Below are 23240 nucleotides of genomic sequence, written 5' to 3' on the forward strand. Positions count from 1 at the left end.
TCTAAATCGGAAAGTTTAGGAACTATAATTAACGATCATATCGCTACACGTTTGGTCACTCAATTATGTGATCACAACAAGACTTTTATTGATGTTGGGGCACATATTGGTTCAATTATAGCTTTAGTATCTGATTACGATGCAAGTATAAAAGTGATTGCTGTGGAGGCCATGCCCGATAAAGCAAGGAAACTTCGTCGTAAGTTTCCTGACGTAGAAGTACATAACTATGCGGTTGGCAACACAGAAGGAGAAGTATCTTTCTATATAAATACCAGAGAATCTGGCTATAGCTCCCTAAGGCAACCTAGCGAAGATAAAAAATCAATTTCAGTTGAAATAAAAGTTCCAATTGCACGTTTAGACAGCCTGGTATCATCAGATGACATTGACGTGATCAAGATTGATGTGGAAGGTGCTGAATTAGACGTTATTCCCGGAAGTGAGACTATCATTACCAAAAATAGTCCAGTGATAATGTTTGAAAGTGCCCCATCCCAAGAGGATGATTGGAAATCTACAAAAGCAGATATAGTGTCCTGGTTAAATGATTATGGTTATGAATTGTTCGTACCTAATAGAGTTGCACACAATGGGCCTGGATTAAGTCAAGAATGCTTCATTGAGTCCCATTATTATCCTAGACGAACAACTAACTACTTTGCCATACCAATTCAGCGCAGAACTGAGATAAGAGATCGAGCACGGACTATACTTGATCTTTCTATTGCCTAATTCTCAAGGTTTGCCTTTCACATTAAATAGCAAAGGGAACAGGGAGCAGGGAACAGGGAGCAGGGAACAGGGAACAAAAATTATCACAATTCATTTGAAATAATGACCTTGAGGTTGATGTCAAGGTCATTTTAATCAAGAATCAGAAAGCTCAGATTAATGCGATCGCGAAGCGTGGCCTACGGCCAATCGCATTTATTCGTGCGCCTCAGATAAATGCGATCGCGAAGCGTGGCCTACGGCCAATCGCATTGATTGTATTGTGTGTATTGTGCTCAAGTTGACCTTGCCTATCCTGCCAGGCTTAGCAATCCATCACCACTTAGACCTAGGAACTAGCGCCAGCTTTATGGTCTGGGAAATTGCTCAGCTTCAAACCCCTCCTAACACACTACCCATAGCACGAACCATATTTTGGGGCTGAAATGCATCCACAGCCGCCGTCGGCTCATACCCACAATGAACCATACAATCGGCACATTTAGGATTACCACTAGCGCGACCATAGTGATCCCAATTCGTTTCCTCCAGCAATTCATTAAAAGTGGCATAATGCCCTTCATTTAACAAATAGCAAGGCTTTTGCCACCCCAAAACACTGTAACTAGGACTTCCCCAAGGGGTACACTCGTAATCTTTCTCCCCGATCAGGAAATCCAAAAATAAAGGATTATGGTTAAAATTCCAGGTTTTCTTCCCGGCCTTGAAAGGCGCTAAAATTTCCCGGAACATCGCCTTAGTCTGTTCCCGCTTCAGGAAATGCTCCTGATCTGGTGCCCATTCATAACTATATCCAGGAGAAACCATCATGCCATCAATACCCAACATGGCCAGGAAATCAAAGAACTCCTGGATTTCCTTAGGATCAGTTCCCTCAAACACCGTCGTGTTAGTAGTCACACGAAATCCCCTAGCTTTAGCCGCTCGAATGGCCTGCACCACCTTATCAAATACCCCCTGACGGTCCACACACTGATCATGCCGTTCCCGTAAGCCATCCAAGTGAACGCTGAAAGTCAGGTAAGGAGAAGGTTGGAACTTATCCAGATACTTCTCTAACAACAACCCATTAGTACAGAGATAGACATACTTTCGCCATGCCACCAACCCCTTGACAATTTCGTCAATTTGTGGATGAAGCAAAGGTTCTCCCCCCGGAATAGAAACCACAGGAACACCACACTCTTTCACCGCAGCAAAGCACTCTTCAGGAGTTAGCTGGCGCTTAAGTATTTCCGTAGGATGCTGGATTTTGCCACAACCGGAACAAGCTAGATTACAGCGGAACAGAGGTTCCAACATCAGCACCAGGGGAAAGCGTTTACGACCCAAAAGACGCTGGGTCACAATATACTTTCCGACATCAAGAGCTTGTTGTAATTGAATTGCCATAATTCTCCTCACACCATATAATTAACGCTAATCATTGAGGGTAATCCTGATTACCCCACAGCTTTAACTTTGACCAGCTTCGCCGATAAATTTATAATACTGTTGGTGAATTGCTTAAAATCCTAGACTTCGCGACAGTTGTCAGTTTCCCTATTTACTGGAGCCAGCGGTAAGTACCGATAGATAAATAAACGGAACTGTATTAACTTTTTTAAAGCTGCCAAAAGTCTTTCTGTTCCCTGTTCCGGTGATCCGCTGTTCCCTTCCCCCCTTACTAAGGGGGGTTAGGGGGGATCCGCTGCTCCCTGTTCCCTGTTCCCTGTTCCCTGTTCCCTTAGCTAAACCAATCAACAGCATCCTTGAGGGCTTTTCTAATGGAAGATTGGGGTAACCCTAACTCTCTAACCGCTTTCGAGGCATCGTAATACATTGGGTGTTGTGCCATCCGCACCCCATTTAGCGGTATAGAAGGGGTTTTCCCAAAAGCAGTCAACACGCACTCATCAATCCAAGCCATACTCAGCGGTAGCCAGACCGGAACAGTTTTTTGAGGCGCACTCAATCCAGTAATTTCTGCAAGTTGCTCCAATAACGATTTGAAGGATAGATTTTGGTTACCTAAAATATAGCGATCGCCTTTTTTCCCCCGGTCCAACGCCAACAGGTGACCCTGAGCTACATCCCGCACATCAATAAAATTTAATCCCGTATCCAAATAAAATGGCATTTTCTGCTGTAGGAAGCGCACAATGATTTCTCCGGTAGGAGTTGGCTTAATATCCATTGGACCAATGGGAGCGCTAGGATTAACAATCACCACATCTTGACCAGATTGAGCTGCCTTGATCGCTTCCCGTTCAGCAAAAAACTTAGATTTTTTATAGTCACCCACCAATTTCTCTACAGGACTCTGATGGGTTTCATCCACAATTTCCCCAGGTTTACCCACACCAATAGCCGCTACTGAACTGGTGTAAACAGTGCGTTCAATCCCAGCTTTACCAGCACTTTGTAGCACATTACGGCTTCCCTCGACATTGTTACGATAGAGTAAATCTCGATCCGCTTGCCACAGGGAATAATGGGCAGCGACATGAAATAATACCTGACATCCCTGCATCAGTTGGCACAAGCCTGGATCGTTCAAGTCACCAATAACGACTTCTATATCTAGACCTTCGATGTTATCGAGTTGGCTAGTAGGGCGCACCAGAGCTCGCACGGAGTATCCTGCTTCAAGTAGCGATCGCACAACATGAGCACCGATAAATCCTGTTCCTCCAGTGACGAAAGCTTTGATTGCCATTGACGCACGCTCCTCTGTTTCCCAATTTCTTATTGCTTATAGCACTACCAATTAAGGTGTTTGACATTCCTAAACTCCGAAACTTAGTCATAGCTTACTTCTGACTTCTGACTTCTGACTTCTGACTTGCGCGTAGCGCTATACCAGACAATAATCCTAGCCAGCAATCTTCCAGCAGAGTATACAATACTGGTACAACAATCAAACTCAACAACGTAGACGTAAGCAATCCACCAATAATTGCCACAGCCATCGGTTGTCGCAATTCTGCTCCTGCGCCAAAGCCCAATGCCAAGGGCAACATTCCCAAAATAGTCGAAGCAGTAGTCATTATAATCGGTCGCAAACGCACCACTCCCGTTTCCAGAATTGCCTCAGTGCGACTTAAACCAGCTCGACGAAGTTGGTTAACATAATCCATCAGCAAAAGCGCATTTTTGTCAAGTAGTCCCAGCAAAAAAATTAGACCAATCAGGGAAATCATGCCAAAATCACTCTGGGTGATCAGAAGTGCTAGCATTGCTCCCACAATAGATAAGGGCAACGACAAGCCCACCACCATTGGTTCTAACAATCGACCAAAAGGCAAAATCAGCACTAGCAGCATACAGGTAACAGACAAGGTCAAGGTGCCAGCAAAACTCCCCAGCACATGACTACTAAGAGCCGAATCCCCCCACAGTTCTAACCTCACACCATCCGGTAAAACCATTTTGGCAACCTTTACCACCTCCTCAGTCGCATCTCCCAACCTTTGACCCTGGTTAAGGCTAGCACGAACATAAACCCCTCGCTGACCATTAACATGCTCAATCTCAGTAATCCTATTCCCTCGATTATTTTGACCAGTTGCCTCTACATCCACTAATCCTGGTAATGTCTCAATCCGAGTTTTGAGATCCGCAGCAGTATTGCCTAACACCTCTAAATCATCACCCAATAAAGCAACTTGAACCGGTTTTTGAGTAGGTAGTTCAATAAACTGAATATCTTCAACACTAGTAGTTACACCAGAGATCTTCGGCAAAGCAGCCCGCATTTTTTCCTGAAGCTGAGCAGTAGTATATTGGCGATTACGTTTAAGTTTGACCTGAAGGTTACCTTTGTTTGGCTCACCCTGTACCCCCACAACTGTATAGACCGATTCCACTTCAGGGAAAGCCAGCACCGCCTCTTCTAACTGCTTAGCCACCTGCTCAGATTGCTTGAGTAGCAATTGCATCCCACTTTGAATCGGAAATAGACCATTAAACCCTGACTTTGATAGTTGTGGTTTTAGCTGCTTGTTAGTATCTGAATTAGTATCTGAATTAGTATCTGAATTAGTATCTGAATTAGTATCTGAATTAGTATCTGAATTACTTAATGGCTTTGACTCCTCACTGTTATAATCAAACCCTCCCAAATTCAGAATCTTATCAATTAAATCACCAAATTGAGAGGCACTAGGCATCTGAGGCAACGGTGCTGTATAGGTAATCATAAATTCCCCTCGGTCTAGGGTAGGAATAAACCCCTGAGGAATTAGGGGAATCAGAGAAATCCCAGCCACAAAGCTCAATACCGCTAATCCCACTACAAATTTCCGATGCCCCAGGGACCAGTGCAGCAAATCAGGGTACTTAGGATTAAACCTCAACCAAAAGTCGAAAACTACTGTCGATAATTTTTCCCTGTTTACTGTTTCCTGTTTACTGTTACCTGTTCCCTTTTCCCTTTTCCCCTGCCTAGGTTTAAGCCAATAAACCGCAAGAACTGGGCACAAGGTCCGAGCAACCAACAAAGAGGTAAGAACTGCTGCCGAAACCGTCAGACCAAAAGGTTTAAAGAACTGTCCTAAGTTACCACCCATTAAACCAACCGGTAGAAATACCGCCACAATGGTCAAAGTAGAAGCAGAAACCGTCAGACCAATTTCATTAGTAGCAGAAAGAGCAGCTTGTCGAGGAGACTCCCCAGCCTCCAGGTGCCGAGAAATGTTCTCGACTTCTACAATGGCATCATCAATGATAATCCCAATTACCAGAGCCAAAGCTAGTAGAGTAATGGTTTCGAGATTGAACCCATAGATAGCCATCACAATAGCCGTTCCCAGCAGGGAAATTGGAATTGCCAAGGCAGTAATTAGGGTCGCACGCCAGTTGCGCAAGAAAGTAAAAATTACCAACACTGCCAGAACAATTGCCAGTACTAAACCATCAATAGTAGATTGAGTCGCTTCCCGGATATAGTTAGCTTGAGTCACTGCTAAGACTAACTGCACCTCTGGCAAACTAGCTTGTAGCCTTTGCACCGCTTCCTCTACCCGACTAACTACATCTAAAGTGTTAGCATCACCCCCTTTGATCACCTGAAAAGCCAAAGCTTCCTGTCCATTGAAGCGAATCCGAGTCGGGGTAATGGGTATGGGAGATTCGGGATTATCTCGCTGCTGTTCCTCCTTAATAATTTCTGGTGCTTGTTTGGTCAAGTCCGAGCCAGAATTGAGAGCCGTAAACGTAGTTTCCCCCCCTCCCAACAAATTGACTTTCAGAACTCCTGGAAGTTGAGCAATCTCTGGTAGAATACTAGTCTTAGCAATGTCAGCTAATTCCTTCAGGTCTTTAGTATCACTCTTGATGGTGTAGCTAACCGCAGAGGATTCGTTCAAATTGAAGGGAATGACCTGAAAGGTTGCACCTTCAGGAATAGCAATTTGCCACAGTGTCTTTTCAACCTCCATTGAAGAAGAGTTGAGATCGGTTCCGACATCGAAATAGAGGGTAACTACTGTTCGACCAGGGTAGGTTGAGGAAACCATCTGATCGAGTCCTGCCAAAGGCAAAAGCCTTTCCTCAATCGGTTGAGTCAGTTTCTGCTCCGTTTCCACGGCAGTCTCCAATGGCACTTGAGCATTGACCACCACCACCGGAAAGGTAATATCAGGGAATAGGGCATACTTAAGGGAACTGAACGCCAAAAGCCCAGCCACAACCATTGCGATCCAAAAACCTATGGTTACTCGGGAATACTTAATGGCTAACCGGGAAATATTTAACCGCTCTCGTAAGACCTTGAGGAAACTCAACTTGACCATTTAAGACAATTATGTTTAGTCACTGCTTCCTTAGGATATACTAGGAGCGATCGGCTATAAGATCGGATTAGATTATCAAGACATGGGATTGACCCAGTAGCGCCACACTTGGCGAACACATTTGTTAGCTGTCCGGTAAAAGAAGCCCCACGTCTCAATCCGCAAGGATGAGCGTTTAAAGTTACCGTAAGGATAGTGGAGCCTTTATGGTTAGTCGGCTATGAGTAAAAGGGTTAAAACTTTGCCGATTTTGGCTCCACTAACAATCAGGTTTCGTCTCCAGGGATGAATTTTACACAGAGTCTTTCGGCTCAGGGAAACGAGCTATTAAGCTCCTGAGTAATTCGGAGCAAGTCATCCCTCTACGATCGGCTTCCTGTTGAAGTTGCCTTTTTTCAAAGCTGGTAAGTCTAATCATTAAGTTTTTATCTTTCATTTTGCATTGACACATGTAAAGACGACTGATATACTAATCATAGGTCGATAAATAGGAGATAGCAATAATGAGAGCAGCGTACCAGTACCGATTAAGGTTGACCAAATCACAGGAAGTAGAAATAGAGAAATGGTTGGACATGCTCCGACACCAATACAATTATTTACTTGCCGACAGATTCAACTGGTACGAGCAAAATCGTTGTTCTATTAACTCCTGTCCTTTAGTTTGTTACTTACCAGACTTAAGAAATAATCCTGATTATTTTTCCCAAAAGAAAACCCTACCTCAGTTAAAGAAGGATAGACCTTGGTACAAGGTGGTTCAATCTCAAGTCCTGCAAGACTGTGTTAAGAGAGTCGATCTAGCTTTTAAGCGGTTCTTGAAAGGAGACAGTAACGGAAAAAAGAGCGGCAGGCCGAGGTTTAAAGGAAAAAACAGGTACAAGTCTTTTACATTCCCTTCTCTTTCTAAAAATCCTATAAATGGCAACATTATGACTCTCCCGAAGTTTGGAAAAGTCAAAATGATTTATCATCGACCTATTCCAGAAGGCTTTAAAGTAAAGACAGCCACTATAACCCGAAAAGCTGATGGGTACTATGTTACGCTATCAATCCAAGATGATTCTGTTCCGGATATTATCCCAGTAGATAGCGCTTCTAACCCTGTTGGGATAGATATGGGTCTCAAGTCGTTCTTAGTCAAGTCCGATGGTTCCGAGGTGCCAATCCCTCAATACTATCGGAAAGCTCAAAAGCGACTAAAGAAAATCCAAAAAGCTGTCAGCAGATCTAAGAAAGGTAGTAACAATAGAAAGAAAGTTGTAACTAAACTGGGTAAAGCTCATAAAAAGGTAGCTGATACCAGGAAAGATTTTCATTTTAAGACAGCTAAAGAGCTTCTAGACAATCACGACCTAGTGGCTCACGAAAAGTTGAACATAAAAGGTTTGGCTAAGACTAAAATGGCCAAATCTGTATTGGATGCTGGTTGGGGTCAATTCCTGTCTATCCTGTCAACCAAAGCCGAAAATGCTGGGTTACTCACGGTTGCAGTGAATCCTCGAAATACTAGCCAAAACTGTTCTAATTGTGGAACAAAAGTACCCAAGAAGTTGAAAGACCGCATCCATTCTTGTCCTCACTGTGGATATACAGCAGATAGGGATGTAAATGCGGCAATCAATATATTAAAGTTGGCGGTAGGGCATTCCGTCGGTAGTAAAGCTTTCCGAGTATCCGAAGCGTTAGCTGGAGTTGGAAAGAAGCCCACACTCACCTTTTCAGGTTGAGTGTGGGAGTATGTCACCAATGGATACAGCTCTAGACCAAGCGATTGAGTTTTTAACAAGCCCATCGGTGACCCCCCCGACCTCATCAGCTGTAGTCGAGGCACTACTTCAGGCAGAGAAAACAGCTAAACGAACCAAAGTCAGCCATGGCTATTCACAACTGATCGGAACTTGGCGACTAGGGTTTATTACCGGAACAAAGCGATCGCGCCAACGAGCAGGGGTGATCTTGGGTAGCGGACGATTTCTGCCAAAGTGGATCAAGATTAACCTATCCTACTCCCCATCAGAGTCTTCTCAAGACCAAGGAACGGTTCAAAATGCTGTTCAATTTGGACCGATTCAGATAGTTCTTACCGGTCCTACGAAGTTTTATCCTAAGACCAATATCTTAGCTTTCGACTTTACTCAAATCAGGATATCCTTATCTCGTATAACACTTTATCAAGGCTACATTAAAGGTGGACAAGACCGGGAAACTAGGTTCTATGAGCAACCCTTAAAAGAACAAGCATTCTTCACCTACTTTCTAGTGGAAAACCGTTGCATTGCTGCTAGAGGTCGGGGAGGAGGTTTGGCTGTGTGGAGCAAGAAGCCCTAGCTGAGTTAAATCGGTTCATCAAAGGAACAGGTTTGTGCTATTGCCTTCTGTAACAGCAGATTATACTCTTGCTCATTGACCGTACAGGCACCAAACCGTTCTAGGTGAGAATTCATCATCTGAGCATCAAACAGCAAAAAGTTGCGATCGCGCAACCGTTCTACCAGCTTAACCATCGCCACCTTCGAGCCATCCGGAATCCGATAAAACATTGATTCACCAATGAAGGCTCCACCAATTACAATGCCCAAAATTCCTCCTGCCAGCTGATTTCCCTGCCAAGTTTCAAAGCTGTAGGCCCATCCAGCCTTATAAAATTGCCAATAAATTTCCTTAATTTCTGGAGAAATCCAAGTAGTTTCACGGTCAGCACAACCAGTCATTACCCCTAAAAAGTCTCGGTTAATACTGACACTAAATCTTTCCTGATTTAGGACACGACGCAGAGATTTAGGATAGCGAAACCGCTCATCCAGAGGAATTATAGCACGTTCGCGGCTTGAGTACCAGCCTAAATTACCAGTATCATCTGCCATCAGGAAATAGCCTTGAGCATACCCTTGAATTAAGTAATCAATATCGATTTCCATTAACAGAAGTGTGTAAGGAAGAACTAAATTAGTTAGGTAGAACTAAACCTAACATACTAGCGGTTGACACTTCTGTTAAAAAAAATTGGCTTTAAAGAAATCAGGTTTCTTACCTAGATTAACGGGTCTAACTAAGTTAGTTTTCACAAACCCAGTTTTTTGACAAAGTTCTCCTCCGTCTCCCCAATCTTCCCACTCTTCCCCCTCTTCCCTTTCCACTTTCCCTTTTCCCCTAATCGTGGCAAGCTGTTGATGATTCAAGGTTGATTGGCAACAAGTGCTGTATTGGTTCGGTTCCCCCCTACTGGAGAGATAAAGTCATGGTTACAAATTCTAATGTCAAACAGTTGCTCAAAATTTTAATCGGTGCCGCCTGGATAGACGGTAAAGTTCAAGCAGAGGAACGGGAATATCTGTATAAAGTCGCCAAGGAATATGGAGTTGCTGACGACCCAGAGATTAAACCGTTACTGTATGAACTCAAAGCTGTGTCAGCAGATGAATGCTACAGTTGGGTGGAACAATATTTAGGCGATCGCCCTAGTCCAGAAGACTATCAGCGCTTGATTGAAGCCCTCAGTGCCTTAATTTATAGCGATGGGCTGGTAGACACAGAAGAAGCCAAACTTCTGAATCGCTTGCAGTTACTCGACCCCAGCAGTCCATCTAAGCAGTCGAGTAGTCAAAAAGTACTCAAAGCAATTCAAAAAATTTACCGCCGGTGGATTGATAAGCAGTTTAGTGAATGATTACTGCATCAGTACGTCAGTGGGTCAGTGTTGAGTAATCAGTCCTGAAAAGTTCAGGACTTACCCAGCAACTCTAGCTGTAGGGTATCGCTTGGGACCGGTCTACTACAGGCCACACCCGGTCAACCGGTCACCCGACACCCTTGGGCTGATGTGACAATTTTTGATCTGGCAAGTGGTTGGCAACTCATCCAATGTTACTAGCGTCAAATTACTCAGATTGTGCCGAACTTATTGCTATTAAACAGGCGCAATATGGTTTTTTTATGCTTATTTTGAGCAAAAAAAACAATTTTATTGAACCTAGGAACATCTAGCACGTTATTGGTTCTATTTACTTAAGAACACATTAATTTAATAGAATGCCTTCCATGCTTAACCTAAATCATTTTCAATCAGGAACTGCTGCTGTTTTAGCCCTTGGACTCACCGCCACCACCATGGCTCCCCTAGTCGCACCTGCTCCGTCTTTTGCCCAAAGCACTAACTTTATCGATGTTTCATCCAACTACTGGGCAAGTGACTTTATTGGAGAATTATCCCAGCGCGGTATTATTGCCGGATTTCCTGATGGCTCCTTCAGACCAAATGCACCAGTGACCCGCGCTCAGTTTGCGGCAATGCTACGTAAAGCAAATCAAGATTTCAATAAACCCGCCATTCGCGGTGGCAACAGTTTCGTGGATGTTGCTTCCAACTACTGGGCAAATCCTGCCATTCAGGAAGCCTACCAAACCGGATTTCTGAGTGGTTACCCTGGTAATATCTTTAGACCTGAACAAAATATTCCCCGCGAACAAGTTTTAGTAGCCCTTTCTAATGGACTGAATTTCTCTTCCAGCGGTTCTACCTCAGAACTGGTCAGTTTCTACCGGGACGGCAGCCAAATTTCTAACTTTGCCCGTGCTCCCATCGCTGCTGCTACAGAAAATCGTTTGGTGGTTAATTATCCTAACGTTGCCTTTCTCAATCCGACTCGGAATGCAACTCGTGCAGAAGTTGCAGCTTTTATGTACCAAGCGCTGGTGGCAACAGAACAAGCCCCAGTGATTAGCTCCCAATACATTATCGATCCCAATCCAGCACCTGTAGCCTTCACAATTCCTGCAGGTACTTCTATTCCGGTTAAGTACAAAAAAGATAAAATTCTGCTCGCCCAAGAGGAAACTATACCCCTAACCCTGACAGTGGATTTAAACATTACCACTGCTGATGAGGGCAAGTTGCTGATTCCTGCTGGTAGTGAAGTGGTTGGCGAACTCCGTGCTACAAAAGAGGGAGCTCAGTTTGTAGCTCAGCAGCTGTTGATCAATGGTGAAACCCTATCCTTTAATGCCACCTCTGAGGAAATTACCACCACTGAAACTATTCGCAAGGGTAGCAATCCAGGGAGTATCCTAAAAGATGCAGCAGTTGGTACCGCTGCCGCCGCTGCTATCTCTGCCGTTACCGGTGACCGTGCGATCGCTACAGAAGAAATCTTGATCGGAGTTAGTTCTGGCATCGCTTTAAATATCGGCAAACGTTTATTCGGTAGCAGCAGCGTTGACCTATTTATGGTTGAACCAGAAACCGACTTACAGCTTACCATCGACTCTGACCTGGTGATTACCAGTCAGTAACTAGATATGTGGACAGTTAACTGTTGAGAGGATGATAGATTAACCAATCAGAGCCAACCTCTCAACGGTCAACAACAACTATGTACTGAGGGCTACTGAGCGTAAGTCAACCAAACGATAAAGGTTGTTCCCATGCTTGAGTTATCTTGAGCATGACTAATGGATAATTCCCCATTTTCCTCAGTCGATAGTAGTTTGGCAGGACTCAAAACTTCAATATCACCCTGCATGTATGCCATGAGTTCTTTTGCGATCGCTAATCCTAAACCAGTGCCAGGGATAGGACCATTAGCTTGAACTCCCCGATAATGTCGCTCAAACAGATGGTCTAAGTCTTCTGGAGCAATACCTGGACCAGTATCACTAATTGCGATCGCTATAGCATCACCATGATCAAGCCATTGTCCAACACCAACTTGGATATCAATTTTTCCCCCAGCTGGGGTGTACTTCAAAGCATTGTCAATCAAATTACTCAACACTTCCCGTAAAGCCTTAGGATTCCCTTTCACCAAAGGTAAGTCGGGGGCAATAGAGCAATGCAACTCCAAATTAGCCTCTTGAGTAATAGCGTCAGCAGATATAAGCAAGGGTTCTAAGACATCCTTGACCGCAAACAGTTCCAAAGGAAGAGTTTTGTCCGTGAGTAGGGGAAATTCCCCTGGGGTGGAGTGTGGTTCGGAGTGACTAGTTGGGTAAATCTCCCCAAGATCATCTGATTCTGGGGATGAGGAAGCCTCAGCCGTAGCTACAGGTAACGTTAGGGATGCTGTATCGGTTTGGTTCATGTCCAGGCAAGCATTAAACTGTTGCAGCAACTCCTGTAAGCGATCGCTTTCTCGTATAATCGAGGAAGCCACTGGATAGTTTTTATCTCCTGGTACCAGTCGCTTGAGCAGTAGCTTACCAAAGGTTCGTAACGCCATCAGGGGATTACGAAATTGATGCAGCAGATCGTCAAGCATATCCCGTTGTTTTGCCTGTAGACGTCTGTGCTGAGTCAACTGCTGCTCAAACCAACCTTGACGCTGTTCTATGACATATGCGATCGCTAAGGTTCTAGCAATGCGTTCCACACTTGCCTGTTCTGTGTGATTCCAAGGTCTATCATCACGAGCACTCACCAATAACCCCATCACTATCCCTTCATGGATTAGAGGTAAAACGATTTGGTGCTGCTGCTGTAGGGAATTTTCTGTCCAGTCAAAAGAGGTTGAACCCACATCTTGCTCTTGGTTATTTCCCTGAGGGAGTAGCCGAGGTAAGCTGCTGGATAATCGAGGAATCTGATCAATCTCACCTATTTTCTGTGGCAAAACCCAGTCAGGATCACTCATATCCCACACGGTACTTGTTTCCGGATAAACTACCACAGGAATTAGCTTTGCCTGATTGCCCTCAACGAATTCTTCCGTTAAATATACAGCACCACTAGCTGCTCCCAGTCCTTGGGTTAATAAAGCCACTTGGTTTCGACACAGGGAGACAAATTCTGAACTGACGCGAGTGAACATGAGCAATAGATGAGTGATCTGGGTTAATCCTACTGGAAGTTAAGCCACTATCAGCTTTCCTTCTATAATGTCGAACCCCTTAAACAATTGACTATTATGCTTGAGTCAGCTTGAGTCATCAGTCATCAGTCATCAATCATCAGTCATCAGTCATTAGACCTCTGGCAAATATCTGTTACATCCGTTAGCCCATCACCTGATTACCCCATCACCTGATCAGTGTAATTGTGAGATGAGTTTAAGGCTATTTTTTCTAATTATATTTAATTTTTATTAAAAATCTTAAATTTTTGTATGAATTTTCCGGAGGTTATGAGGAAACTGAAAATCCCCTAAAGTATTGCTGTCAAAGGTTTCAGCCGGTTTATTTAGTTCTATGACAAGAGCTTGATCTTTTTAGAAAGAGTCGATATAATTTCGACGGCTTTTGTAACTATCTTTACAATTGCCAGCAAAAAGAGGAGGTAAAAAGGTTGGCAAGAAGACGTAAGCGTAAGAGTCGCCGCCGCCAAGAAGGGCGCAAGATACTTGAGCATGTACCTCAGTACAATCTAGAAAGTGGCGAGTATAAACCGGTTACAGCAGCACGGGCATACATTCGATCACAAGGGATAGTTCCACCTGCCCTACTACTGGTCAAACGTAACGAGCATACCACAGACCGTTATTTCTGGGCAGAAAAAGGGCTCTTCGGTGCCCAATATGTGGAAGAAAATCATTTTCTGTTTCCCAGTTTGCGATTAATCAACTCTCCCTTAAAAAAGGTAGGGGTTGCCGCTCGTAGCCGCTGAAACCTTACTGGTAATATTTATTGAAAGTGCTTTTACTTAGCCCTCCTCAAACTCTAAGGCTTGAGGAGGGCTAAGTATCTTGGGTTTATTTACCTATTCTGCTTATAGTGGGGGAAGATGTCAAACCCTGCTTGCTTACAACAAGGGTTTTAGTTTGAGGGACTGTTGAAGTTGTATTAGTTCATCGCGATGGCCAGTGACTATAACCAAACATTGCTCCGCAGCAGCTTGATCCCCAGGGGCTTGGGTAGACGCTGATTCTAATTTCAGAGATACCTGTTCGAGTCGCTCAGCTTTTTTCCAATAAAAAAGGCCCGCTGCGGGAGCTAGTGCCACTAGCCCCAAAAACACCTTAGTCAAAGTCGGAAACAAAATAGAGAGCACTAGAGATAAGCAGACTATACCACAGGCAGCTAGGACGGTTAAAAAGATAGCCAGAAACCAACTCGGTCGGACTATCCCCTGGAACGTGACTTGATTGGTGGCAGCATCCACCGCCGCCACCTGGTAGGCTCTTTGATCAAAATATTGCTTCAACTGGTTTAGAAGCGATTCTTCTGTTTCTGGGGAAGCTAGCTTCACTTGTTGTATTCGGTCTTTCACAGAGGCTCGAATAAAGAAAAACAAACCTACTGCCAATAAAAGGGTTAGCAAAAGTGTAGAAGCAAGAATAGTTGTATTCACTGAATATTAACTATAAAAATACACATCCTTTGCTACTACTTTACAATGTATGAGACACTAATGGTCAGTTTAGCTCGTCGGTACCCACTAGCTAGAGGCTGTAAGATGCTGGTGTGGGTAGATTGCTAGCAGGTAGCACGCCCTGAATTCACATCTGGGCAAAACAATGCATAACCTGACTTCTGGGATGCCACCAGGGTTTTCACGCGACAGCACCCTGGAAGAAATTGCTACTTCCCTACCTAACTGACTCAACAACAGACTGGTGGCAGGGAGTCCTTGGCTGAAATTTCCCCACTGTTTCCTCAGCCATATAGTTATGCCAAAAACTGGCAAGTTCTATAGCTTTCTCCTGCCACTCTGGGCAGATTTGATACATCCTGCGTGGGCGTCCTCTTCCTTCTACTTTTTGCCAGTACGCTGAAATTGCCTGTTTTTCTTCAAGAAACTTCAGTGCACTGTAGAGGACAGTATCTGAGAGTCGATAGGTGGGGTATTCTTGTTCCAGTTGTTGGATCAGTTGTGTTCCATAAGACTCTCCTTGCAACAACACCGATAGCACATAGCATACCGCTAATTCTTTATTGAGATAGTTGGGCGGAGGATCTTGGAAAAAGCTATAGATATCTTCGAATTTCATCTGCATATGTAGTTGGAATTCCCAGTTATTCTAGATGGGATTAGAGGGTTTTCTGGCAAATAGTCATGGTTGGAGGCACCCTGGGAAATTCACGCGCGTTTTGCAGTGAGTTTTCTTGAAACGACTAACCTGGGTAGGTACATCGCTATCACACTTTATAACTTAAAAATCTCTGGCGTAGGGTTTAAATACCTCCCTAATTTGATGAAAGTTTAATGAATTTTGGACTTAACACACCTAAAAAGTAAAGATCAACTTTAATAATTGCTCGAAACCGTTATCCAAAACTACCGACTATCAAGGGTAACATCGGGAAGGAAGACAAGACAGACGAGTAACACCAATTTCATTGATGCGAGCTAGAGAGGATGATCTCGGATTGAAGGATGGGGGCATGGAGGGATGAATATCTAAGCTAATATCCATTTAAATTTCAGATCTTGCCACTTGTGCACAAGGCAGTCTACCATCTCCCCATCTCCCCATCTCCCCATCCCCCCATAAACCGCCATTCACAATTTAAATCCGTTAAAGCTTAATAATTTTTGTGGGGGTTGGTGTAAGTGGCGGTTGGTGTAAGTGGGAGTTAGTGTAACACAAAAGTGAACCATTAATGTGGCTCATCTCACATAGGACCCATTCAGGCAGGTTTTTTAGCAAATTAACGGTTCCCACAGTACCTCAGGGCTTTATCTGCGATTTAGCTGGGGATGAATTGCGAGTGTGATCAATCCTTGTCACAATAAAGTTGGTTGCTGACCCCCCCGACCGACAACAAGGGTGTTTAGCTTCCACCCCAAGATTAGCCCTACGTCTTTTCGCGTTGCGGAGCGCGTGGTAGGCGGTTCAAAAGTGATTACTCAAGGGACACAGCCCCCATGCGAGAGATACCTGACAGTTCCATCCCACCAGCTCGTCAAAAAATTGCCCTAACGCTGCGCAGATTCGGTTGGATTTCCTTCTGGACTCAGTTAATCCTAGGGGTGATTTCTACCCTGATTTTAGTGTTTGCAGGGTTTACCCTTGCCAGCCCTCAACCTGACAATCAAGCGGGTCAAGGAATCGGCTTCGGTCTTTTTTTCGTAGTTTGTGGACTAGTGGCTTTAGGTATAGGCATTTATTTTGCCTACCGTTACACTGGCATCGCTAGTCGGCTGCTAGCTGCCAATGGGTCAGACATACCAAGCAAAGCTCAAACCCTTCAAACGATTAGGCTGGGCTTGATTGTGAGTTTAGTAGGAATGTTATTGACCATCATTGGCTCATTTGCAGTCATAGGCAGCCTTGTAGCCCTAGCTCTAGCTGAGCAACAAAATCCAGTTGGGTTGGCTTGTAATGATGTTCCACCGATAGACCTGTTTGTTGTGCAGGCAAACATCAACACTATTTTTGCTAATTTTGTTGGCATAGCGATTTCACTGTGGCTATTTAATCGAGTCAGTCGCTAGCCAACATACCCCACACCAGCTCACCAGCTCACCAGCTCACCAGCTCACCAGCCGACTCCCTACTCCCTACTCCCTACTCCCTACTCCCTACTCCCCTACTCCCGACTCCCGACTCCCGACTCCCGACTCCCAGCAGAAGTTAATTGCCGTTGGCAAGAAAACTGTGGCAAATTGGTGAAGTTAGATCCATGTTGCTCAGATGAGTACCGATCATGCGATCGCGCCATTTTAGTAGAGAAAACTCGTGCTTGACCTAAAGCAAATTCGGGAAAATCCACAAAAGGTTCAAGAACTACTCGACCGACGTAGTGTCAATCAATATGACCTACAACCTATTCTGGAACTGAATCAGCGTCAGCGGGAGCTGGAAACATCCCGCACCCAGTTGCAGGCTCGTAGTAATGAAATTGGTAAGCTGATTGGTCAAAAAATCAAATCGGGTAGTCCTCCACAAAGCCCAGAAATTCAGTCGCTCAAGGAAGAGGGTAACCAAATCAAAACTAAGTTGAGCGAACTGGAACCCGAAGAAAAAGACCTAAAAGACCAGCTGAACACCCTCTTGCTATCCCTGCCCAACTTGCCCTGGGAATCCACACCGATTGGCAAGAGTGAAGCAGAAAATGTAGAAGTCCATCGCTGGGGTGATGAGTACATTGCCAAGGATTTCCCGATTATCCCCCATTGGGAAATTGGCGAAAAACTCGGCATTCTTAACTTTGAGCGAGGGGTGAAAATCGCTCAGAGTCGATTTGTGACATTGATCGGGGCTGGTGCTGCTTTGGAACGAGCACTGATTAACTTCATGCTTGACCAGCAAATTGCTGCTGGCTATACCGAAGTGATGCCACCGGTACTGATCAACAGTGAATCCCTAACCGCTACCGGTCAGTTGCCTAAGTTTGCCGAGGACAGCTTCAAGTGCTCTGATGATGATTTGTGGTTAGCACCCACAGCAGAAGTGCCATTGGTCAATCTCTACCGAGACGAAATCCTTGAAGCATCGCAACTTCCCATTAATCTCTGTGCCTTCACCCCCTGCTTTCGCCGGGAAGCGGGTAGCTATGGGCGGGATACCCGGGGTCTAATTCGACTACACCAGTTTAATAAAGTTGAGCTAGTGAAAATTGTTGAGCCGAGTACTTCCTCCGAAGAGCATCAGAAGCTGCTTAAGAATGCTGAGGCGATCTTGGAAACCTTGAAATTACCCTACCGGACTGTAGAACTGTGTACAGGGGATATAGGTTTCTCAGCTGCTACAACCTATGACCTAGAAGTTTGGCTGCCTTCGCAAAGGACATATCGGGAGATTTCCAGTTGCTCCAATTGCTTTGATTTCCAGGCACGGCGGGGTAGGATTCGCTTCAAAGAGTCCGGCAAAAAAGGCACTAACTTTGTTCATACTCTCAATGGCTCAGGATTGGCAGTGGGGCGTACTATGTCAGCCATTCTGGAAAATTATCAGCAACCCGATGGAACGGTTAAGATACCAGAGGCTCTACAGCCTTATATGGGGCGAGATTTGTTGTAATACCATGAGCCTAGAGCCTAGAGCCTAATTGCAATGCCTATACAATAGAAAAATGAAGTTAACATTACATTAAATAAATTCTTCACTTATATGTCAATTTTGGCGGCGATTGCAGTTTTGGCAGTCTTGATTCTTGTTCACGAGCTGGGTCATTTTATGGCAGCTCGTCTGCAAGGAATCTATGCCAATCGCTTTTCTCTTGGCTTTGGTCCAATTCTATGGAAATATCAGGGTCCAGAAACTGAGTATGCAGTGCGAGCGATTCCCCTAGGGGGGTTTGTGGGTTTTCCTGATGATGACCCCGATAGCGATATTCCCCCCAATGACCCCAATTTGCTCCGCAACCGACCGATTCTAGACCGGGCAATTGTGATCAGTGCTGGTGTCATTGCTAACTTAGTCTTTGCTTACTTCCTGCTTGTGGCTCAGGTAGGAATGGTTGGCATCTCCCAATTCAACTACCAACCGGGTGTGGTAGTGCCTAAACTTGCCCCAGAAAGCAGTTTAGTGGCTACAGAAGCAGGTATCAAACCAAGAGACATAATTCTCGCCGTAGATGGTCAAGGGTTGGAAGCAAACCCGGAAGGGATTACTTTCCTGATGAAAGCGATTCAAAATCATCCCAACCAGCCCCTTCAAATGCGGATTCAGCGTCAAAAACAAACGCTACTGTTGAAGGTGATTCCGGAACTAGGGATAGATGGTAAAGGAAAAATTGGTGTACAACTCTCTCCCAATGGAGAGGAAGTGCGTAAACGTGCTGGTAGTTTGCTGGAGGTATTCAGTCGTGGTGCCGAAGAATATCAACGCATTACAGTCTTAACCCTGCAAGGCTTTGGTCAGCTATTGAGTAATTTTGGCGAAACGGCGGAACAAGTGTCAGGTCCAGTGGCAATTGTGGCGATTGGAGCCGATATTGCTCGTTCCAATGCTGTCAATCTTTTACAGTTTGCAGCTCTGATTAGTATAAATCTAGCGATTATTAATATTTTGCCCCTACCAGCCCTTGATGGTGGTCAGCTGGCTTTCTTACTGATTGAAGGACTTCGAGGTAAGCCCTTGCCCATGGAAGTACAGCAGAATATTATGCAAACTGGGCTAGTGCTGCTTCTGGGTTTAGGTGTTTTCTTGATTATTCGAGATACAGCTAACCTGGTTTGGGTACAAAACTTATTCCAGTAACCCGTGTTTGGTTGTTAAAGGTTACAGGTTAAAGGTTAAAGGTTGCAGGTTGCAGGTTGCAGGTTACAGGTTACAGGTTACAGGTTGTCGGTTACAGGTTGTCGGTTATAGGTTGTCGGTTATAGGTTACAGGTTACAGGTTACACGTTACAGGTTCAAAGATTTCTTGACCTAAGTTAGTTTATCCTGTGGGTTTTACTGGTATAGCTTCAGAAGACATTTACCCGAGATCTTCTCAACATTGAACCTTCCAACCTTCCAACCTTCCAACCTTCCAACCTTTCAACCTTCCAACCTTCCAACCTTCCAACCTTCCAACCTTCCAACCTTCCAACCTTCCAACCTTCCAACCCATGAGTATTACCCGTAAATGGTCTGCCAAGCAGCAAAGATCCCTAGAGATTCTAATTCGCCTTAAGCGACTCTATCCGGACGCCACCTGCACACTGAATTACGAAACGCCAGTACAGTTAATGGTGGCAACCATTCTTTCAGCTCAATGCACCGATGAACGTGTGAATCAGGTAACACCAGGGTTGTTTCGCCAGTTTCCTGATGCTGTTGCGATCGCTAGTGCTGATATAGAAGTCTTGGAAACTTTAGTGCGCTCTACTGGCTTTTATCGTAATAAGGCGAAAAATATTCAAGGTGCCTGCCGCATGATTGTTAAGGAATACGGTGGTCAGGTACCGAAACAAATGGACAAACTCCTCAAGTTGCCTGGAGTGGCTCGTAAAACCGCCAATGTAGTACTTGCCCATGCCTATGGTATTAACCAGGGAGTCACGGTAGACACTCACGTCAAGCGTCTCAGTCAGCGTCTAGGATTGACAGAACACACCGATCCGATCAGGATTGAGCGAGATTTAATGGGGCTTTTGCCCCAGGAGGATTGGGAAAACTGGTCGATTCGGCTGATTTATCATGGTAGGGCAATTTGTAAAGCCCGAAAACCTGATTGTGATGCTTGTGTTTTGGCGGACTTATGTGCCAGTGCCGATCTGCCTGAGGTAACGACTACTACAACAGATAGCGGGCAAACTAATTAAGCTGATCGGATAAGATAAAAAGACAATGTCTTGTTAAAGAATAGAATTTCGAGAATTAATGGCTAAAAAATCAATGATTGAGCGCGAAAAAAAGCGCAAAAAAATGGTAGAAAAGTACGCAGCTAAGCGGGAGGCGCTCAAGGAAGAGTTTAAAAATGCTGCGACTCAACGAGAAAGGTTAGAGATCCACCGGAAAATACAACAGCTCCCCCGCAACAGCGCCCCCTGCCGTGTGCGGAACCGTTGTTGGGTTACAGGGCGTCCTCGAGGTTACTACCGAGACTTTGGACTATCTCGCCATGTCTTGCGGGAATGGGCACACCAAGGTCTATTGCCAGGTGTGGTTAAATCAAGCTGGTAGGTTAATTGTTTGCAGGTTAACTGGTTGCAGGTTAACTGGTTGCAGGTTAACTGGTTGCAGGTTAACTGGTTGAAGGTTTTAGGTTGTCTGACATACCCGAGTCTACCCTTAGGGTTTTCCTACTGAAGAGGAGCATAGCCACTCTGCCTTGAGCTTCAACGGGCCCTTGCATGACGCTCTGGGAACTTTCAACCTTAAAACCTTGGCCAATAGGCCACGCGTTCGCGTTCAACCTGAAACATCTACTGCCCACAACAGCGGTCAATGCCAAGACTTTGTAAGAGTAGGTCACTGACAGCGTTAGCGATCGCAAATTCGCCGTAAAAACTTTCTCGAAAGTCAAACGACTGCATTTCTGTAACAATAGCAATCACAAGTGAACCCAAATCATTTTCTCCTTCCATCCGTTGACGGACGAAAATCTGGGCTGCTCGTTGTGCAATCGTTTGATTAATTGCTTCTGGGAGAAACTCTTGATCTAGCCATTGCGCAAGAGTTTCTCGTAACCATTCACCTTCCTGCTCAGGATTTGCAGCTGGTGGCAGAGTAATCGCTGGAATTGGTTTCGGTTTAGCCATAAATAAGGTTTGGTGACGGCTAAGCTAAATAGTTTTCTGTTGACATTTGATTCCATCATACTGTCAACACTCAACACTCAACACTCAACACTCAATACTCAACACTCAACACTCAACAAACTGATCCTGCTAAGCTGATGCGCATTTAAATTGGTTTTTCCCTGTTCCCAGATCCGCTGATCCGAAGTTCCCTTTGAGCAATTTAGGTATCCCAATCTAAATGCTGAACAGCTTATTAAAGACTAAAAAGCCTCTTGAGTCGCTTGCGAACCCAAGCTACAAGATTTCTGTCATCTTCTGCTGCATCCAACAACCCCATTTTCCGCATCTGTTTTTGTCGCTCAGCTAATTCTTCCTGATGCTTGCCTAATTCCTGGACAATGATCTCAGATAGATCTGGATAGTCCTGCAATAGTTGTTTAAAACCTTTATTGCTAATTACAAATAATAGTGACTCTTCTAACGCTCTAACTGATGCTGTTCTTGGTACGCCTAACATTAACGAAAGTTCCCCAAAAAATTGACCTGCCTGAAGACTATTAAGAGTTTTGTTAATCCTCTCTACAAAGACTTCGACAGAACCAGCTAGGATAATATAAAACGCATCTCCAGGGTCCCCTTCATGAAATAAAATCTCTGAGGCACGTAAGCGCTTTCGGTATCCAATTTCAATTAATTGTCTTAGTTCTAATTCAGTAAAATTTTTAAAATAATCGACCTGTCGTAGTAAGTCACGTAAAGCTAAAGGTCTAGGTGTTTTAACTTTGAATGGCTGCTGAGTTGATTGTTCAATAGTTTCTTCAATAGTTTCAAGATTTTGGCGGTGAATCTCTCTCCCCATCAGGGCTTCAGGGTTGCGCAGCCAGAAATCCCTTTGAGGGAAAGGAATTGAGAGTCCCTGCTGACGTAAATTATATTCAATAATAAAATTCAAAGAACTTCTTATAAAAGGTTCTTGATCAATTCGATTGACCCATACCCGAAGTTCAAAGTTTAAAGCACTATCACCAAACCCTTTAAAAAGAACTCTTGGTGTCGGCTCAGATAAGACGGATGGTTCTAAATAAGCAGATTTTAACAGGACTTCTGTCACTAATACTGGATCACTATCGTAAGCGACTCCTACAGGTATGTGTATACGGGCTTTATAGCTGTCAAAAGTCCAGTTAAGCATTCGGTTTTCCACCAGATGAGAGTTAGGAACTACTACATCTCCCCCCTCCCTTGTGCGGATGATTGTAGACCGCATGGAGACTTCTTTAACATATCCGGATAACCCATCAAATTCAATGAAATCACCAACTCTTATTGTTCGTTCTAATAGTAATGTCACACCACTGATAAAGTTTTTAGTTATATCCTGTAGTCCAAAACCAATTCCAACCCCTAAGCCACCAGCAATAACGGCTAATGACCCCAATTCAAAGTTATTATTCAGAACAATTACAATGCCTAATATCCCAAATGCGTAGCTGATGATTGTAGCGATGACTGCTCGATTAGCTTCGTCAATCCCCATTTGGGGAAGTAGCTGTTGTTTGAGAAAGTTTTTTAGGCTACTAGCAAGAAAAATTACTATCATTAAAGATAGTACTAATTTGATTAGTGATTTAATAGATAATTCAGTACTACCTACTTTAAAAATGGTGAATTCAATGAGTTCA

The 23240-nt window shown here is 44.3% G+C and carries 22 protein-coding genes and 2 pseudogenes; 13 read left to right on the top strand and 11 right to left on the bottom strand.

All coding sequences use genetic code 11. From position 1 onward, the window contains the following. On the top strand, positions 1-735 hold a 735-nt coding region (locus F6J94_RS11015; protein ID WP_293039791.1), incomplete at its 5' end, for an FkbM family methyltransferase. Between the two features lie 372 nt (positions 736-1107). Here the strand turns inward: F6J94_RS11015 and hpnH are convergent. From hpnH to F6J94_RS11030, 3 genes are all read right to left on the bottom strand, one after another. Further along, complete coding sequence (gene hpnH, locus F6J94_RS11020) at positions 1108-2127, bottom strand: adenosyl-hopene transferase HpnH (protein ID WP_293039793.1); 1020 nt, start codon at positions 2125-2127, stop codon at positions 1108-1110. 334 nt (positions 2128-2461) lie between these two features. Continuing rightward, positions 2462-3433 (bottom strand): hopanoid-associated sugar epimerase, encoded by a 972-nt coding sequence (gene hpnA / locus F6J94_RS11025; RefSeq protein WP_293039795.1) that lies wholly within the window; start codon positions 3431-3433, stop codon positions 2462-2464. A 94-nt stretch (positions 3434-3527) separates the two neighbouring features. Beyond that, positions 3528-6509, bottom strand: coding sequence for an efflux RND transporter permease subunit (locus tag F6J94_RS11030; protein WP_293039797.1), 2982 nt, complete (start codon positions 6507-6509; stop codon positions 3528-3530). A 503-nt stretch (positions 6510-7012) separates the two neighbouring features. Between F6J94_RS11030 and F6J94_RS11035 the strand changes: the two genes are divergently transcribed. Together F6J94_RS11035 and F6J94_RS11040 are read left to right on the top strand one after the other, a co-directional pair. After that, positions 7013-8239, top strand: coding sequence for a transposase (locus tag F6J94_RS11035; RefSeq protein WP_293039799.1), 1227 nt, complete (start codon positions 7013-7015; stop codon positions 8237-8239). Between the two features lie 10 nt (positions 8240-8249). Next, a complete protein-coding gene (locus F6J94_RS11040) occupies positions 8250-8840 on the top strand; it encodes a hypothetical protein (RefSeq protein WP_367142192.1) in 591 nt (196 codons plus the stop codon). A gap of 5 nt (positions 8841-8845) precedes the next feature. Here F6J94_RS11040 and aat read toward each other — a convergent pair whose 3' ends face one another. Continuing rightward, positions 8846-9430 carry a leucyl/phenylalanyl-tRNA--protein transferase gene (aat, locus tag F6J94_RS11045; RefSeq protein WP_293022167.1) on the bottom strand — a complete coding sequence of 195 codons (585 nt, stop codon included), beginning with the start codon at positions 9428-9430 and terminating at the stop codon, positions 8846-8848. 75 nt (positions 9431-9505) lie between these two features. Continuing rightward, the gene (locus F6J94_RS11050) at positions 9506-9691 is read right to left on the bottom strand and encodes a hypothetical protein (protein WP_293022165.1); all 186 of its coding nucleotides are present in this window, start codon (positions 9689-9691) and stop codon (positions 9506-9508) included. 59 nt (positions 9692-9750) lie between these two features. On the opposite strand from F6J94_RS11050, the gene F6J94_RS11055 reads away from it, so the two are divergent. Together F6J94_RS11055 and F6J94_RS11060 are read left to right on the top strand one after the other, a co-directional pair. Continuing rightward, a complete protein-coding gene (locus F6J94_RS11055; protein ID WP_293039801.1) occupies positions 9751-10179 on the top strand; it encodes a TerB family tellurite resistance protein in 429 nt (142 codons plus the stop codon). Positions 10180-10550: 371 nt separating this feature from the next. Beyond that, positions 10551-11801 carry an S-layer homology domain-containing protein gene (locus F6J94_RS11060; protein WP_293022161.1) on the top strand — a complete coding sequence of 417 codons (1251 nt, stop codon included), beginning with the start codon at positions 10551-10553 and terminating at the stop codon, positions 11799-11801. A gap of 92 nt (positions 11802-11893) precedes the next feature. Here F6J94_RS11060 and F6J94_RS11065 read toward each other — a convergent pair whose 3' ends face one another. Beyond that, a complete protein-coding gene (locus tag F6J94_RS11065; protein ID WP_293039803.1) occupies positions 11894-13315 on the bottom strand; it encodes a GAF domain-containing sensor histidine kinase in 1422 nt (473 codons plus the stop codon). A 473-nt stretch (positions 13316-13788) separates the two neighbouring features. On the opposite strand from F6J94_RS11065, the gene F6J94_RS11070 reads away from it, so the two are divergent. Further along, positions 13789-14106 carry a DUF3155 domain-containing protein gene (locus F6J94_RS11070; protein WP_008178570.1) on the top strand — a complete coding sequence of 106 codons (318 nt, stop codon included), beginning with the start codon at positions 13789-13791 and terminating at the stop codon, positions 14104-14106. Between the two features lie 135 nt (positions 14107-14241). Here F6J94_RS11070 and F6J94_RS11075 read toward each other — a convergent pair whose 3' ends face one another. Together F6J94_RS11075 and F6J94_RS11080 are read right to left on the bottom strand one after the other, a co-directional pair. Further along, positions 14242-14790 (bottom strand): cofactor assembly of complex C subunit B, encoded by a 549-nt coding sequence (locus tag F6J94_RS11075; RefSeq protein ID WP_293022150.1) that lies wholly within the window; start codon positions 14788-14790, stop codon positions 14242-14244. A 238-nt stretch (positions 14791-15028) separates the two neighbouring features. Further along, a complete protein-coding gene (locus tag F6J94_RS11080) occupies positions 15029-15430 on the bottom strand; it encodes a PadR family transcriptional regulator (RefSeq protein WP_293022147.1) in 402 nt (133 codons plus the stop codon). Positions 15431-16308: 878 nt separating this feature from the next. On the opposite strand from F6J94_RS11080, the gene F6J94_RS11085 reads away from it, so the two are divergent. Further along, positions 16309-16878, top strand: coding sequence for a DUF3611 family protein (locus tag F6J94_RS11085; RefSeq protein ID WP_293039805.1), 570 nt, complete (start codon positions 16309-16311; stop codon positions 16876-16878). Between the two features lie 95 nt (positions 16879-16973). Here the strand turns inward: F6J94_RS11085 and F6J94_RS11090 are convergent, their stop codons facing one another. Further along, positions 16974-17156 carry a hypothetical protein gene (locus F6J94_RS11090; RefSeq protein WP_293039807.1) on the bottom strand — a complete coding sequence of 61 codons (183 nt, stop codon included), beginning with the start codon at positions 17154-17156 and terminating at the stop codon, positions 16974-16976. On the opposite strand from F6J94_RS11090, the gene serS reads away from it, so the two are divergent. The 6 genes and pseudogenes from serS to F6J94_RS34235 all read left to right on the top strand — a co-directional run bounded on the left by serS (position 17123) and on the right by F6J94_RS34235 (position 21071). Then, entirely contained in the window at positions 17123-18406 is a 1284-nt protein-coding gene (serS, locus tag F6J94_RS11095; RefSeq protein ID WP_293039809.1) for a serine--tRNA ligase, read from the top strand. The two genes, F6J94_RS11090 and serS, sit on opposite strands and share 34 nt — an antisense overlap. Positions 18407-18496: 90 nt before the next feature. Beyond that, entirely contained in the window at positions 18497-19588 is a 1092-nt protein-coding gene (gene rseP / locus F6J94_RS11100) for an RIP metalloprotease RseP (protein ID WP_070392826.1), read from the top strand. Between the two features lie 241 nt (positions 19589-19829). After that, positions 19830-19892, top strand: a pseudogene (locus F6J94_RS34230) (hypothetical protein); the annotation flags it as partial. After that, a pseudogene (gene nth / locus F6J94_RS11105) lies at positions 19888-20637 on the top strand (endonuclease III); the annotation flags it as partial. The pseudogenes F6J94_RS34230 and nth, both read left to right, overlap by 5 nt. A 58-nt stretch (positions 20638-20695) precedes the next feature. Next, positions 20696-20998 (top strand): 30S ribosomal protein S14, encoded by a 303-nt coding sequence (gene rpsN, locus F6J94_RS11110; protein WP_008178551.1) that lies wholly within the window; start codon positions 20696-20698, stop codon positions 20996-20998. Then, positions 20937-21071, top strand: a complete 135-nt coding sequence (locus tag F6J94_RS34235) for a pentapeptide repeat-containing protein (protein ID WP_365939976.1) — start codon at positions 20937-20939, stop codon at positions 21069-21071. The genes rpsN and F6J94_RS34235 overlap by 62 nt, the downstream gene beginning before the upstream one ends. A gap of 169 nt (positions 21072-21240) precedes the next feature. Here F6J94_RS34235 and F6J94_RS11115 read toward each other — a convergent pair whose 3' ends face one another. Together F6J94_RS11115 and F6J94_RS11120 are read right to left on the bottom strand one after the other, a co-directional pair. Continuing rightward, entirely contained in the window at positions 21241-21576 is a 336-nt protein-coding gene (locus tag F6J94_RS11115; protein WP_071104310.1) for a hypothetical protein, read from the bottom strand. Positions 21577-21811: 235 nt separating this feature from the next. Next, on the bottom strand, positions 21812-23240 hold a 1429-nt coding region (locus F6J94_RS11120; RefSeq protein ID WP_367142193.1), incomplete at its 5' end, for a cyclic nucleotide-binding domain-containing protein.

The organism is Moorena sp. SIO1F2 (assembly GCF_010672755.1).
In the GTDB taxonomy this organism is placed as follows: Bacteria; Cyanobacteriota; Cyanobacteriia; order Cyanobacteriales; family Coleofasciculaceae; genus Moorena.